This window comes from Flavobacterium sp. IMCC34518, assembly GCF_027111095.2.
GTDB lineage: Bacteria > Bacteroidota > Bacteroidia > Flavobacteriales > Flavobacteriaceae > Flavobacterium > Flavobacterium praedii.
The window spans coordinates 207,887-222,960 of record NZ_CP114284.2; the positions used below are offsets into that span (position 1 = coordinate 207,887).

Annotated in this window: 19 protein-coding genes; all 19 read left to right on the forward strand. The window is 33.1% G+C overall.

The genetic code is table 11. The annotated features are described in order from the left end of the window. Nucleotides 1-19 precede the first annotated feature (19 nt). The 19 genes from OZP06_RS00790 (at nucleotide 20) to OZP06_RS00880 (ending at nucleotide 15,013) form a co-directional block, all read left to right on the forward strand. On the forward strand, nucleotides 20-205 hold the full coding sequence (locus OZP06_RS00790; RefSeq protein WP_269223234.1) for a DUF2892 domain-containing protein: 186 nt from the start codon (nucleotides 20-22) through the stop codon (nucleotides 203-205). A 261-nt stretch (nucleotides 206-466) separates the two neighbouring features. After that, on the forward strand, nucleotides 467-922 hold the full coding sequence (locus OZP06_RS00795; RefSeq protein ID WP_269223235.1) for a MarR family transcriptional regulator: 456 nt from the start codon (nucleotides 467-469) through the stop codon (nucleotides 920-922). A 12-nt stretch (nucleotides 923-934) separates the two neighbouring features. Beyond that, nucleotides 935-1,567, forward strand: coding sequence for an NAD(P)H-dependent oxidoreductase (locus OZP06_RS00800; RefSeq protein WP_269223236.1), 633 nt, complete (start codon nucleotides 935-937; stop codon nucleotides 1,565-1,567). Nucleotides 1,568-1,617: 50 nt separating this feature from the next. Beyond that, nucleotides 1,618-2,184, forward strand: a complete 567-nt coding sequence (locus OZP06_RS00805) for a YceI family protein (protein WP_269223237.1) — start codon at nucleotides 1,618-1,620, stop codon at nucleotides 2,182-2,184. 166 nt (nucleotides 2,185-2,350) lie between these two features. Beyond that, entirely contained in the window at nucleotides 2,351-2,806 is a 456-nt protein-coding gene (locus OZP06_RS00810) for a MarR family transcriptional regulator (RefSeq protein WP_269224526.1), read from the forward strand. Between the two features lie 269 nt (nucleotides 2,807-3,075). Beyond that, complete coding sequence (locus OZP06_RS00815; protein WP_269223238.1) at nucleotides 3,076-4,353, forward strand: hypothetical protein; 1,278 nt, start codon at nucleotides 3,076-3,078, stop codon at nucleotides 4,351-4,353. A 296-nt stretch (nucleotides 4,354-4,649) separates the two neighbouring features. Further along, nucleotides 4,650-5,216 carry a YceI family protein gene (locus tag OZP06_RS00820; protein ID WP_269223239.1) on the forward strand — a complete coding sequence of 189 codons (567 nt, stop codon included), beginning with the start codon at nucleotides 4,650-4,652 and terminating at the stop codon, nucleotides 5,214-5,216. A gap of 323 nt (nucleotides 5,217-5,539) precedes the next feature. Continuing rightward, a complete protein-coding gene (locus OZP06_RS00825) occupies nucleotides 5,540-6,940 on the forward strand; it encodes an anthranilate synthase component I family protein (protein WP_281324104.1) in 1,401 nt (466 codons plus the stop codon). 70 nt (nucleotides 6,941-7,010) lie between these two features. Then, complete coding sequence (locus OZP06_RS00830; RefSeq protein WP_281324105.1) at nucleotides 7,011-7,577, forward strand: aminodeoxychorismate/anthranilate synthase component II; 567 nt, start codon at nucleotides 7,011-7,013, stop codon at nucleotides 7,575-7,577. Nucleotides 7,578-7,607: 30 nt separating this feature from the next. Next, complete coding sequence (locus tag OZP06_RS00835) at nucleotides 7,608-8,456, forward strand: c-type cytochrome (protein WP_269223240.1); 849 nt, start codon at nucleotides 7,608-7,610, stop codon at nucleotides 8,454-8,456. Nucleotides 8,457-8,529: 73 nt separating this feature from the next. Next, entirely contained in the window at nucleotides 8,530-9,522 is a 993-nt protein-coding gene (gene trpD, locus OZP06_RS00840) for an anthranilate phosphoribosyltransferase (protein WP_269223241.1), read from the forward strand. A 13-nt stretch (nucleotides 9,523-9,535) separates the two neighbouring features. Beyond that, on the forward strand, nucleotides 9,536-9,904 hold the full coding sequence (locus OZP06_RS00845) for a four helix bundle protein (protein ID WP_269223242.1): 369 nt from the start codon (nucleotides 9,536-9,538) through the stop codon (nucleotides 9,902-9,904). A gap of 75 nt (nucleotides 9,905-9,979) precedes the next feature. Further along, nucleotides 9,980-10,765 (forward strand): indole-3-glycerol phosphate synthase TrpC, encoded by a 786-nt coding sequence (trpC, locus tag OZP06_RS00850; RefSeq protein WP_281239335.1) that lies wholly within the window; start codon nucleotides 9,980-9,982, stop codon nucleotides 10,763-10,765. Nucleotides 10,766-10,911: 146 nt separating this feature from the next. Further along, on the forward strand, nucleotides 10,912-11,526 hold the full coding sequence (locus OZP06_RS00855; protein WP_269223244.1) for a phosphoribosylanthranilate isomerase: 615 nt from the start codon (nucleotides 10,912-10,914) through the stop codon (nucleotides 11,524-11,526). A gap of 23 nt (nucleotides 11,527-11,549) precedes the next feature. After that, complete coding sequence (trpB, locus tag OZP06_RS00860) at nucleotides 11,550-12,731, forward strand: tryptophan synthase subunit beta (RefSeq protein ID WP_269223245.1); 1,182 nt, start codon at nucleotides 11,550-11,552, stop codon at nucleotides 12,729-12,731. A 187-nt stretch (nucleotides 12,732-12,918) separates the two neighbouring features. Beyond that, nucleotides 12,919-13,239, forward strand: coding sequence for a gamma-glutamylcyclotransferase family protein (locus OZP06_RS00865; RefSeq protein WP_269223246.1), 321 nt, complete (start codon nucleotides 12,919-12,921; stop codon nucleotides 13,237-13,239). A 56-nt stretch (nucleotides 13,240-13,295) separates the two neighbouring features. Next, the gene (gene trpA / locus OZP06_RS00870; protein WP_269223247.1) at nucleotides 13,296-14,057 is read left to right on the forward strand and encodes a tryptophan synthase subunit alpha; all 762 of its coding nucleotides are present in this window, start codon (nucleotides 13,296-13,298) and stop codon (nucleotides 14,055-14,057) included. A gap of 19 nt (nucleotides 14,058-14,076) precedes the next feature. Continuing rightward, nucleotides 14,077-14,529, forward strand: coding sequence for a GNAT family N-acetyltransferase (locus tag OZP06_RS00875; protein ID WP_281324106.1), 453 nt, complete (start codon nucleotides 14,077-14,079; stop codon nucleotides 14,527-14,529). A 10-nt stretch (nucleotides 14,530-14,539) separates the two neighbouring features. After that, entirely contained in the window at nucleotides 14,540-15,013 is a 474-nt protein-coding gene (locus OZP06_RS00880) for a GyrI-like domain-containing protein (RefSeq protein WP_281324107.1), read from the forward strand. Nucleotides 15,014-15,074: the final 61 nt, after the last annotated feature.

A 15,074-nucleotide genomic window follows, 5' to 3' on the forward strand; every position in this document is an offset into this window, starting at 1 on the left:
AAAATTTAAAATTAGAAAAATGAAAAATAGAATCGTAAGAGGTATTGCTGGAACCTTTATTATAGCAAGTATAGTATTAAGCATTTATGTCAATCAAAATTGGTTGTGGTTTACGGCCTTTGTGGGTGCCAATTTACTGCAATCTTCTATAACCAAATGGTGTTTGATGGATGATATTCTTGGTAAACTGGGAGTGAAAGACTAAAAAAGAAGCTACATCAATTTTATAAAAAAGCCGAAACTGTACTGTTTTGGCTTTTTTTATAATTAAAACTAACCTATCGTCCATTAGAACTGATTAATCGATTTTTATACTTAAATGCCCTATTTAATTGGGTTCAAGCCATTATAATAAAAAACACAAAACCGCCGATTTATTATTTTTAACAAAAAATTAACTTAAACATTTGTATATACAAATATAAAACACACTACATTTGTATCAACAAATAAAACAAGTACGAATATGAAGATTGAAGATGAATTAAAAAGTACGGTTGACTATAACAAATCAACAAGAGTAGTTTTGAATGTCATGTACACTCAAAATGTTATTACCGAAAGTTTTAATGAAATCATAAAGCCTTATGACATTTCAAGTGAACAATACAATGTTTTACGAATACTAAGAGGACAAAAAGGGGATCCTGCAAATATGTGTGTCATTCAGGAAAGAATGTTGGCTAGAACAAGTAATACTACACGACTAGTGGATAAATTATTATTAAAGGATTTGGTCACCCGCAATGTTTGTCCTGATAATAGAAGAAAAATCGAAGTGTTAATTACTCAAAAGGGACTTGATTTATTAATCGAATTAGATCCAAAAGTAAAAGAACACGAAGAATTATTTGCAAAAAATTTAGCCGTCGAAGAATTAGAACAATTAAATACTTTATTAGAAAAATACAGAACAAAATAAACAATTAATATTATGAGCAATTTTTTAGAAAATCAAAATTGGAGATATGCAACAAAGAAATTTGATGCTACAAAAAAAGTTTCAGCAGAAGACTTAAATACACTTAAAGAAGCAATTCGCTTGAGTTCATCCTCTTATGGATTGCAACCTTACAAAGTAATTATTGTTGAAAACCCAGAACTAAGAGCACAAATACAACCTGCTGCTTGGGGACAATCACAAATTGTTGATGCTTCTCACTTGATCATTTTTGCAAATGACACCAATATTGGCGATGATGCTATTAATGAATTACTAAATTCAATGAGCATCACAAGAGAAACTCCTATTGAAGCACTTGCGGGTTACGGTGATTTTATGAAATCTAAAATTTCAACTTTGGATCCAGCAGTTAAAAATGTGTGGACTTCAAAACAAACGTATTTAGCCTTAGGGAATTTATTAAACGCTGCTGCTGAATTAAAAATTGACGTGACGCCAATGGAAGGTTTTGTTCCTGAACAAGTAAACGAAATTTTAGGATTAGACAAATTAAATCTTAATGCATCACTTATTGCAACTGTAGGATATCGTCATGAAGAAGATGCTACCCAATATTACAAAAAAGTTAGAAAATCACAAGAAGACTTATTTATTACTTTATAAAAATTACTAATTCAAATTAAATCAATTCAAATAAATTAAACACTTTACAAATGAAAAACTTAAAATTAATTGCCTTAGCATTCGTAGTAGCATTATCTACAGCTGCAGCAACAGCTCAAACTAAAAAAATTGATGTTTCTAAAAGCAGCATTAACTGGCTTGCCAAAAAAGTAACAGGTGAACATTCAGGAACTGTAGCTTTAAAAAGTGGTGCATTGGTTTTCAAGAAAAATGTACTAACAGGAGGAACTTTCACTGTGGATATGACAACTTTGACAGCTACAGATTTAACTGGAGAATATTTAGGTAAATTAAATGGTCACTTGAAATCAGAAGATTTCTTTGGTACTGAAAAATTCCCAACTTCAACTTTAGTATTCAAAAAAATAGGAACAAAATCTGCTAACGTTTATATTGTAACAGCTGATTTAACTATCAAAGGAATTACTAAACCAGTTGTTTTTGATATAACTGTAAATGGAGATACTGCTTCAACAACTTTAAATGTAGATCGTACTAAATACGACATCAAATACAATTCAAAATCTTTCTTTGAAAGCATTGGAGATAAAGCAATCTATGATGAATTCGAATTAAAAGTGAACTTGAAATTTTAATTACAAATACCACTAAGAACGTAAAGCCAACAAGAAATTGTTGGCTTTTTTATTTTATATTTAAATAAATTCATTAATTTCAGAGGAACAAAAAAACTACAAGCTTGTAAACAGATTCATGAGTAATAAATATAAATTTGTACAAACAATTGAAACACCTACAAATATGAAAATAGAAGAGGAGTTAAAAAGCAAGGTTGAATATAACACTTCAACAAGAGTCTTCCTTAATATAATGTACACCCAAAACGTAATTTCAGATAGTTTCAACGAAATCGTAAAACCGTACGATATATCAGAAGAACAATACAATGTTTTGAGAATTTTAAGAGGCCAAAAAGGACAACCTGCCAATATGTGTGTCATACAAGAAAGAATGATTGCCAAAACAAGCAATACCACAAGATTAGTTGACAAGTTATTATTAAAAGATTTGGTAACTCGAAATGTGTGTCCAAATAATCGCAGAAAAATCGAGGTCTTAATTACTCAGAAAGGTTTGGATTTACTATCTGAATTGGATCCAAAAGTAAAACAACACGAAGAACTATTTGCCAAAAATTTAAGTATTGAAGAATTAATTCAATTGAATACTTTATTAGAAAAATACAGAATAAAATAAACAACATCTTTATAAAATAACTATAAAACTACTGTCCAAAGACACTATTACACGTATACTCAACACTTTCAAGAAATTGAAAGTGTTGAGTATTAATTTACATTACCCTTATTTCTAAACAATAAAAAAGGATGCAATTAAATCCTTAACTCAAAGATTATATAGAGTTAATATTAAGAAAATACGCTTAAACCATTGAAAAGGTAATTTTGAATAAAAAACTAAAACACTAACAGAATTCAAAAAAAAAACCTACAATCTTAAACGTTATGAAAAAACAACTTATCATTGTTATCCTTATTTTATTTTCAATTACAACATTAAATGCTCAACAAATAATAGGAATTAATAGTACCGATAATTGGTTAACCAATTGGACTAACTTCAAACCATCTAAACACGAATATAAAGAGACTAACATAAGTTTAATTGGAATAATAGATAAAGATCTAAAACTCACCAAAAACAATACTTACAAACTTATAGGTACCGTTTACATAACCAATAAAGCTATATTGACAATTGAACCTGGCACTGTAATTCGCGGAGACAAAGAATCTTGCGGAACACTTGTAATTACCAAAGGTTCAAAAATAATGGCCGAGGGTACTTCTACAGAACCAATTGTTTTTACTTCGAGTAATAGTATTTCTGCAAGAAGACCTGGGGATTGGGGAGGTATTGTAATTTTAGGAGATGCTCCAATAAATAAGTTAGGCGGATCTAGTTTCTTAGATTTTAATTTTGATTCGACATTAGGTTTTTATGGTGGCGAAGATGTTAATAGCAACTCGGGAGTTCTTAAATATGTTCGAATTGAATTTTCAGGACACAAAATAAATGCCTTAAAAGAATTAAATGGATTATCTTTAGCAGGCGTTGGAAAAGGTACAAAATTCGATTTTATACAAATTAGCTTCTCAAATGACGATTCTTTTGAGTGTTATGGCGGAGATGTAATTTTCAACCATTTAGTTTCTTTAAGAGCTACAGATGATGATTTTGATTACACGCAAGGTGTACAATGTACTATATCGAACAGTATAGCAATTCGCAACCCTTATTCATCTGACAAATCAGGTTCCCGTTGTTTTGAAATTGATTCATACGATAAAATTGAAAACACGGATATGACAAAAAAATTGACTAAAGTTATAGCCAATAACATGACTCTTATCAATACAGAAGACAATAATCAAGGGTTAGTGAGAGAAGCTGTTTATATAAAAGAGAGAAGCTATTTTAACTTAAACAACAGTATTGTTGATGGATTTAGTTCTGCTGTATTATTAGATAGTAAAATTGGGGCTGTTGCTGCAAATCTAGCAAAAATAAACTTACAAAACATACAGATCAACCGTTGCAAAGGTATTGTACAAAGTGAAAATGAAACTTTAAATCCTGATCTATTAAATTGGTACAATTTAGATACTTTTTCTTTAGTTTTAACGGGTTTATATGAATCAGAATTATACATTCAACCCGATATCAAAGATCTACCTGATTTTAGAATAAAAAAAGCAGAAGCTTTTGCCAGTTCAAAATAATTCTTACCAAAAGTATAAAATCGAGCCTGATAATTTTTATCAGGCTTTTTTATAAAAATGCCAGCTCTAAATATATTTTTAATCTGATTTTAAACACTTTAAAGAGATTATTTTAATTTTCATAATTAATTATTAAACTGACACCTATTGTTATTTAGATATTTAAAGTACCTTTACTAATCCCATTTAAAAATTCAAAAACCGTATTAATTAATTTCAAAGTTTTCAATTTTATACTATTGAAATAAATACATCTATTAACTCTTCATCGTTTAATTAACTTAATTATAAATAATATGAAAAGATTAAAATTAGTATTCATCGCGATTGTAATTCTTTTTTCATTTCAAAAAGGAATAGCACAAACCAGTAAAATTGATATCACCAAAAGCATCATTAATTGGGTAGGAAAGAAAATCACGGGTCAACACGAAGGAACGATTAATTTCAAAGACGGTTACCTTATTTTCAAAGACAAAAAAGTAACTGGAGGAAGTTTTACTGCCGATATGAAATCCTTATCCAATACAGATCAAAAAGGAGGTTCTAAACTAAAATTAGAAGGCCACTTGAAATCCGAAGATTTTTTTGGCGTTGAAAATTTCTCCACTTCGACATTAGTCTTTAAAAGTGTAGCCAATAAAGGAAACAACACCTACCTCATCAATGCCGATTTGACGATTAAAGGAATTACAAACTCCATACAATTTGATTTGGTTGTTACAAATAATAAAGCAACAGCTGAATTGAAAATAAACCGTACCAAATATGATATCAAATACGGTTCCGGAAGTTTCTTTGACGATTTAGGCGATAAAACCATTTATGATGATTTTGAGTTAAATGTAGTTCTGGTCTACTAATTTTACAATTTTAACAAAAACATTAAAAAATAAACTTTTTTTTTGATTTAATGTTTTTGTCAAATCAAATATCATTTATATATTTGTAAACAAGAAAATAAAACATGAAAACAATAACAAACAATACTTGGTGGTGGAACAATTTACGTCAGTCGTCGTGAACTAAGCTCCTATAGTATTATTTGAACTATAAATATAAAAGGCTTGTCATCACGACAGGCCTTTTTTTTTGTTCCCCACCCCGACCCTCCACGAAGGAGAGGGAGAAGAAAAAAGAGGGCAAACCAAATAAAAAAAACATTGTACAAAAAGCAACATAAAGCATGAAAACGTATAAACTACAAACCAACTACAAACAAATCCTAGCCGATACGATAACACCGGTTAGCGTTTATTTTAAAATTAGAGATAAATTCCCAAACAGCTTATTATTAGAAAGTAGCGATTATCACGGTAATGATAACAGTTTTTCTTATATCTGTTGTAATCCAATTGCCTCGATAAAAATAGAAAACGAAACCGTCTTTAAAAAATACCCTGATGGAACTTCGGAAACTATTGCTATTGATGCAAACACCAATATTCCGGCAATCATCCAAGATTTTTCGGAACAATTTAAGTCTGATAAAACCGATTTTAAATTCATCAATAATGGTTTATTTGGTTACATTTCTTATGATGCTGTACGTTATTTTGAAAAAGTAACCATCGCCAAAAAAGAAAATAGCAATTCGATTCCCGATGTGTATTATGCCGTGTACCAAAATATCATTGCCATCAACCATTTCAAAAACGAAGCGTATATTTTCTGTCACAGTCTGGAGGGAAAAAATAATATATCTGAAATTGAACAACTGTTACAATCCAGAAACATTGCCTCGTATAAATTCTCCAAAGAAGGCGAAGGTTTTTCGAATCTAACAGACCAAGAATTCAAACAAAATGTGGCTTTGGCCAAAAAGCATTGTTTCCGCGGAGATGTGTTTCAATTGGTTTTATCCAGAAGATTTACCCAAGGTTTCAAAGGTGATGAATTCAATGTGTATAGAGCTTTAAGAAGCATCAATCCATCCCCTTACCTATTCTTTTTTGATTATGGCGATTTCAAAATATTTGGTTCATCACCCGAAGCACAAATTATCGTCAAAAATCGCAAAGCCGAAATTCATCCTATTGCTGGTACTTTCAAAAGAACTGGTGATGATGAGAAAGACGCCGTTCTGGCCAAAAATTTATCCGAAGACAAAAAAGAAAATAGCGAACATGTGATGTTAGTTGATTTGGCTCGAAATGATTTAAGCCGACACGGACATAATGTGAATGTAGAAAAATACAGAGAAGTGCAGTTTTTCTCTCATGTTATCCACTTGGTTTCCAAAGTGACCGGGCATTTGCATGAAAAGGCCACAACTATGCAAGTCGTAGCCGACACTTTCCCAGCAGGAACGTTGAGCGGAGCACCCAAACACAGAGCCATGCAATTGATAGAAGATTACGAAAAAACGAATCGTAATTTTTATGGTGGAGCCATTGGTTTTATGGATTTTGAGGGTAACTTTAATCACGCAATTATGATTCGAACTTTTCTTAGCAAAAATCACCAATTGCACTCCCAAGCCGGTGCTGGAATTGTAGCAAGTTCAGACGAAGAAAGCGAAATGCAGGAAGTTTACAATAAATTACTAGCGTTGAATAAAGCGTTGGATTTGGCAGAGAAAATTTAAAAATTAAAAAATTGAATGATTGAAAAATTACTAATCTTTAAATTTTTCAATCTTTAAATCATTAAATAAAATGAAAAAAATACTAGTCATAGACAATTACGATAGTTTCACTTATAATTTAGTGCATTATCTGGAAGATTTAGATTGTGAAGTTACCGTTTACAGAAACGATGAATTTGATATTGATGAAATAGCAATTTTTGACAAAATTCTACTTTCCCCTGGACCAGGAATACCAGACGAAGCTGGATTATTGAAAGCCGTTATCCAAAAATATGCCCCTACCAAAAGTATCTTTGGGGTATGTCTAGGACAACAAGCCATTGGAGAAGTTTTTGGAGGAACACTATCCAACTTAGACAAAGTCTATCACGGTGTGGCTTCAATGGTTAAAACATCTGTTGATGATGAACTTTTATTTGAAGGATTAGGGAACGAATTTGAAGTTGGCCGTTACCATTCTTGGGTAGTTGACACCGATTTACCGGATGTTTTGGAAGCCACTTCATTCGATGAGAATGGTCAAGTAATGTCATTAAGACACAAAACGTATGATGTACGAGGCGTTCAATTCCACCCAGAAAGTGTATTGACTCCAAACGGGAAAAAGATATTGGAAAACTGGGTAAAAAGTTAGCGTTCATTGATTAGTAATCATTCAAAAAGTATGAAAACAGTTAAAATCAATTCTTTAATTTCTTGCCTTTTTATTTTTTGGTTTCTTTCTTGCACCAAGCAGAAAGAGCAAAAAATAGAACAGACAGTTAATGCCCAACCCGAAATTGTTTTGGATTTATTGGCTATAAAGGCAAAAAACAAACTAGAAAAAGATACTGTTGTTACAATTGTTAATGATCCCGTTTATCATAAAACAAAGAAATATCATGTTGTAAACGCATTAGAACTTTTAAAAAATGAAATTGATTTATCAAAAGTTGATGTGAAAAATACGCTAATTGTTTTTGAATGCATCGATGGTTACAAACCCGAAATGCCTTTAGAATTATTCTTAAATTCGAAACCCTATTTGGCATTCAAAGATGTTGATGCACCAAAAGGTTCCAATTGGGAAAAGATTATAAAAAACGGAAACGAAATGAATGCCGACCCGTTTTATTTGGTTTACGATTCAGTTTCATCAGATAATCAAGAATACAAATGGCCGTATAATGTAATTAAATTTCACTTTGTGTCAAAAAATAAAAATATCGAAGCGTTACAACCAAAAGAAGAGGAAAAAGCAATGAAAGGCTTTGAACTATTTCAAAAACAATGCATCACCTGTCACGCCATAAACGGAATAGGAGGCGAAATGGGACCGGAACTAAATTATCCCAAAAGTGTAACCGAGTACTGGAAAGAAACCGAATTGGTCGATTACATTGCAAATCCAGCTGCTTTCAGAAACAAAGTAAAAATGCCAACATTAGGAATTACCAAACAACAATCTGAAGAAATTGTTTATTATTTGAAATACATGTCCAAGAAAAAAGTAATCAGTGTTCAGTCAAAATAATTAAATTGATTAATTAAAACCCTATTTACCCCAATAGGTACTCCCCCGCCGCGGCGGGGGCTGGGGGAGGAAAATGAAAAATATATTAAACAGACTAATCAATCACGAGATCCTCTCGAAAGAAGAAGCCAAAAATGTATTGGTTAATATTTCCAGTGGGAGTTACAATCCAAGTCAGATTTCAGCATTTTTGACCGTCTATATGATGCGAAGCATTAGCATCGAAGAATTAGCGGGATTTAGGGAAGCGCTTTTGGAATTGTGCATTCGAGTAGATTTGTCCGATTACAACACCATCGATTTGTGCGGTACTGGAGGTGACGGAAAAGACACTTTCAACATTTCGACTTTAGCTTCATTTGTTGCTGCCGGAGCGGGAATAAAAGTCGCTAAACATGGAAATTATGGAGTTTCTTCCATTTCGGGTTCGAGTAATGTGATGGAGAAATTGGGCGTAAAATTCAGTAACGACAATGATTTTCTTGAAAAATGCATCGACAAAGCAGGGATTGCTATTTTGCATGCTCCTTTGTTTCACCCTGCAATGAAAAACGTAGGCCCTATTCGAAAAGAATTGGGTGTTAAAACCTTTTTCAATATGTTGGGGCCGATGGTAAATCCATCGTTTCCACAAAACCAATTGGTAGGTGTATTCAATCTCGAATTGGCCAGAATGTATAGTTATTTATACCAAAACACCCCTGTAAATTTCACCATTTTACACTCTTTAGATGGTTATGATGAAGTTTCTTTGACTGGCCCTACAAAAATGATAACCAGTACACAAGAAAGAATGCTAAATCCTACTGATTTTGGTGTTCCTCTTTTGGAACAAAACGAAATTGAAGGTGGTAAAACCATCGAAGAATCGGCAGAAATGTTTATGAATATCATTTCTGGAAAAGGTAATGAAGCCCAAAACAATGTAGTCTGTGCCAATGCAGGAATAGCGATTGCTACTGTTACAAAATGCTCTACTCTAGAAGGATTTCAAATAGCGAAAGAAAGTTTATTATCCGGAAAAGGTTTTCTAGCTTTGAAAAAATTGAAAGATTTAATAATTTAAAAATTAAAAGATTATGACAAAATCATTTGAAGAGTTTGAAGTTTACCAAAAGGGAATTCAATTAGCCAAATTGATTTTTAAATTATTAGAAAATAAATATTTTGAAAAAGAGTTTGGTTTTAAGGACCAAATAAAAAGAGCAGTTATTTCTATTACCAAAAATATCGCAGAAGGTTCAGAATACAATAACAATAAGCAACTAATCCGATATTTGAAAATTTCAAAAGGAAGTTGTGCAGAAGTGCGAAGTATGTTAATAGTATCTCGTGAACTTGGTTTTTGTACCCCTATGGAAATTGAAGAAAGTTATAAAACAAGTATCGAAATATCACAAAACTTATCAAACTTTATAAAATATTTAAATACTAAAATCAAAGACTAATTTTTACTTAGATTGGATTTTTTTAATCTTTAAATTTTTTAATCTTTAAATTTTTCAATCTTTAAATCAAAATAAATGAACATACTTGACAAAATAATAGTTGACAAAAAAAGAGAAGTTATTCTCAAAAAATCCATTATTCCAGTTTCACAATTGGAAGCTTCAGTTTTCTTTGGTAAAAAAACAATTTCTTTAAGTCAAAACTTAAGAGACAGTAACTCTGGAATCATTGCAGAACACAAACGTCGTTCCCCTTCCAAAGCTGAAATTAATTATAGTTTCACTGTGGAAGAAGTTGTAAAAGGATACGAAAGTGCCGGTGCTTGCGGGATTTCAGTCTTGACGGATGGAAAATATTTTGGAGGTTCTCTAGACGATTTACTTTTGGCAAGAGCTTCTGTAAACATTCCGCTTTTGCGAAAAGAATTTATAGTAGACGAATACCAAATCTTAGAAGCCAAAGCTCACGGAGCCGATTTGATTTTGCTTATTGCAGCCGTTTTGACTAGAGACGAAATCAAATCATTATCTGAATTTGCCAAAGGTTTAGGATTGGAAGTATTATTGGAAGTTCATAATTTAGAAGAATTAGAAAAATCGATTATGCCAACATTAGATATGATTGGTGTAAATAATAGAAACCTAAAAACATTCGAAGTAAGTTTGGATTTCAGCAAAGAATTGGCCTCAAAAATTCCGAATGATTTTGTAAAAGTTTCCGAAAGCGGGATTTCATCAGTCGAAGCGATAAATGAATTAAAGCCATACGGATACAAAGGATTCTTGATTGGAGAAAACTTTATGAAAACCGATAATGCAGGAAAAGCAGCAACGGAATTTATAAAAAAAATAGCCCCCTAACCCCCGAAGGGGGAATTAGCAACTAATAAATATTAGTCATTATGCAATCATCTTCAGAAAAACAGACCAATACAAATTTGCAACCAACATCCGCTCAAGAACTCCCCCTTCGGGGGTTGGGGGGCTGTGGTATTAAAATCTGTGGCATGAAATACCCCGACAATATACTCGAAGTAGGTTCACTCCTACCCGATTATATGGGATTTATATTTTGGCCAAAATCGGCTCGCTATTTTGACGGAGATATGCCTAATTTACCAAAATCAATTAAAAAAGTTGGGGTTTTTGTCAATGAAAATATTTCCATAATTGAAACAAAAATAGCAAAATACAATTTGCAAGCCATTCAATTACACGGTCAGGAATCGGTTGAATTCTGTTCCGAATTAAAAGCTAAATCTGGTGCTGTAATTGAAATTATCAAAGTATTTTCGGCTGATGAAAATTTTGATTTTAGCGTTTTAAAACCCTACGAATCCGTTTGTGATTATTTTCTTTTTGATACCAAAGGAAAATTACCTGGCGGGAACGGAATCACTTTCGATTGGCGAATATTAGAAAACTATCCATCCTCAAAACCGTTTTTCCTTAGTGGTGGAATCGGAATCGAAGAAATAAAAAACATAAAGGAAATTTCGAAAACCAATTTACCGCTTTATGCTATCGATATAAACAGTAAATTTGAAATTGAACCAGGACTGAAAGATATCAAAAGATTGAAAGATTTAAAAATTGAAATAATCGATGCATTTAAAATTTAAATTCATCATTTAAAATAAAAAAAATGAGTTACAACGTCAACGAAAAAGGCTATTACGGTGAATTTGGAGGAGCTTACATTCCCGAAATGTTATACCCAAATGTAGAAGAACTGCGTCAAAATTATTTAAAAATAACAGCAGATCCTGAGTTTCAAGCAGAGTTTGATGCACTATTAAAAGATTATGTAGGTCGCCCTACTCCATTGTATTTTGCAGAACGTTTATCGGCCGAATACAACACCAAAATTTATCTAAAAAGAGAGGATTTGTGTCATACAGGTGCACACAAAGTCAACAATACCATTGGGCAAATTTTATTAGCCAAACGATTGGGCAAAAAACGTATCATTGCCGAAACTGGTGCGGGTCAACATGGTGTGGCAACAGCAACCGTTTGTGCCTTGATGGGGTTAGAATGCATCGTCTACATGGGAGAAATTGACATCAAGCGTCAAGCACCCAATGTGGCTCGAATGAAAATGCTCGGCGCCGAAGTTCGTCCAGCGCTTTCGGGGTCTAAAACCTTGAAAGACGCTACTAACGAAGCCATTCGCGATTGGATCAACAATCCAGTTGACACCTATTATATCATCGGATCAGTCGTGGGACCACATCCTTATCCCGATATGGTGGCACGTTTTCAATCGGTTATTTCAAAAGAAATCAAAGAACAATTACTGGAAAAAGAAGGTCGTGAAAACCCAGATTATGTGATTGCATGTGTAGGTGGTGGTAGCAACGCTGCAGGTGCCTATTATCATTTTCTCGACAATCCAGATGTAAATATTATAGCTGTCGAAGCTGCTGGTTTAGGAGTAGATTCAGGTGAAAGTGCCGCTACATCCGCTTTGGGAAAAATTGGAATCATTCACGGAAGTAAAACCCTTTTGATGCAAACTCCAGACGGTCAAATTACAGAACCGTATTCCATTTCGGCTGGACTCGATTACCCAGGTGTAGGCCCAATGCACGCGCATTTGTTTGCTTCGGGTAGAGCGCAATTCATCTCCATTACCGATGAGCAGGCTATGGATTGGGGGCTACAACTTTCTAAAATGGAAGGTATTATTCCAGCCATCGAAAGTGCCCATGCCTTTGCCGTTCTCGACGAGATGAAGTTCAAAAAAGATGATATCGTAGTCATTAATCTTTCAGGAAGAGGAGACAAAGACTTAAACACTTATATTGATTATTTCAAATTATAATATAATAATTGGGGTGTTTCCCTCCCGAAAAGGTCGGGTCGGGCTGTACGCTATATTCCCGATTAACAAAAACTACGGCAAAAAAGCCTTGTTTTTCTAAATCGGGAGATGCCGCTTCCATCCCTAACACGCATTCGACAAACATATAAAATTTAGGTACAATTAACATTTCCAAAAAATAGAATCTATGCAAAAATTATTCACTTACGGAACTTTACAAGATACAGACGTTCAAGAAAATCTTTTTGGACGTATTCTGCAAGGTACTCCAGAGACATTAATTGGTTATGAACTAAGTGAAATTCAAATTGAAGAAGAATTTGGATTAGTACACTACCCTATCATTATGGAAACCGAAGATTCAAACGATACCATTAGTGGAATTTTATACGAAGTTACAATGAATGATCTTCATCAAGCCGATCTTTACGAAGGAAAACATTATAAACGCATTGAAGTACAATTGCAATCCAATCAAAAAGCGTGGGCTTATACTTTAGCAATATAAATTAGTACACTAAAAATTCAAAAAAACAGATGTAATATCTGAAAAAACATATAAAAATGAACCGAATAAATCAAAAATTACAAGAAGATAAAAAGATACTTTCCATTTACTTTTCAGCTGGATATCCTAATTTGAATGACACCGTACAAATCATTCAAGATTTAGAGAAAAATGGTGTCGATATGATCGAAATTGGATTGCCCTTTAGTGACCCTTTGGCAGATGGACCAACCATTCAAGCGAGTTCTACCCAAGCGTTGCATAACGGAATGACCACACAAATTTTATTTGACCAATTGAAAGACATTCGCCAAAGCGTAACAATTCCGTTGGTGATTATGGGGTATTTCAACCCGATGCTGCAATATGGAGTGGAGAATTTTTGTAAAAAATGTGCCGAAATAGGAATCGATGGCTTAATCATTCCCGATCTTCCAGTTGATGTCTATGCAGACCAATACAAAGCCACTTTCGAGAAATACGGATTAATCAATGTCTTCTTGATTACACCACAAACTTCTGTAGAACGCATTCGTTTTATTGATAGCGTTTCGGATGGATTTATTTATATGGTGAGCTCGGCGAGTGTAACGGGATCTCAATCTGGTTTTGGAAGTATCCAAGAAGATTATTTCAAACGCATTGCAGATATGAATCTAAAAAATCCACAAGTGATTGGATTTGGAATCAACAATGCGGAAACCTTTAATCAAGCGACTCAGTTTGCCAAAGGAGCCATTATTGGAAGTGCCTTTATCACCCATTTGACTGAGAATGGAACTGGTAAAATTGCAGAGTTTGTGAAAGCGATTCGATAGATAATTTAAGCAAAACGGAATGACAACCAAAATACGAACAACTTCCGAAAACATCGATTTTCAAAACCTTGTCGTTTTACTTGATGAAGTTTTAAGAATTAAAGACGGTGAAGATCATGATTTTTACGCTCAGCACAATACACTCGATAAAATCAATCATGTTATCGTTTGTTATCAGGATGATGTTGCTATTGGTTGTGGTGCTTTCAAGGAATTTGATTCGGATACTGTTGAAATAAAAAGAATGTTCGTTCATCCCGATTTTCGAGGAAAAGGCATTGCTAGTTTGGTCTTGACAGCTTTAGAAGTCTGGGCCTGTGAACTCCATTTTAGCAGTTGTGTTCTGGAAACTGGAACAAACAATCCCGAAGCCATTTCTTTATATCACAAATCGGGTTATGAGATAATCCCAAATTATGATCAATATAAAAATGTTAAAACCAGTATTTGCTTAAAAAAATTCATTCAATAAATAATTAACAATGAACCCAAGAATTGAAGTTTTATCAGAAAAGAAATTAATTGGCAAACGATTACAAATGTCACTTGTCAATAATAAAACTTCTGAATTATGGCAAAGTTTTATGCCAAGACGTAATGAAATTCTATACAGTAAAAGCTCCGATTTATTAGCGGTTCAAGTTTATGATATTGCTTATTTTGATGCTTTCAAACCCAATGCTAATTTTGAGAAATGGGCTACTCTTGAAGTAACTCGCTTTGAAAACATCCCCCCCGAAATGGAGTCGTTCATTTTAACGGGTGGACTTTATGCAGTCTTCGAACATAAAGGGCATAGTACCGCAATTTTTGATTATATCTTTACCAATTGGATTCCCAACTCAAAATACAATTTAGACCACAGGCCCCATTTTGAAATATTGGGCGCAAAATACAAAAAAGGAGACCCCAACTCAGAAGAAGAAATTTGGATTCCAATTAAGGAGAAATTATAATAATTTAGTAAAAATAAACCTCCAGCATTTTGCCATAATTATTTCTAAAAAAGATCTTAAA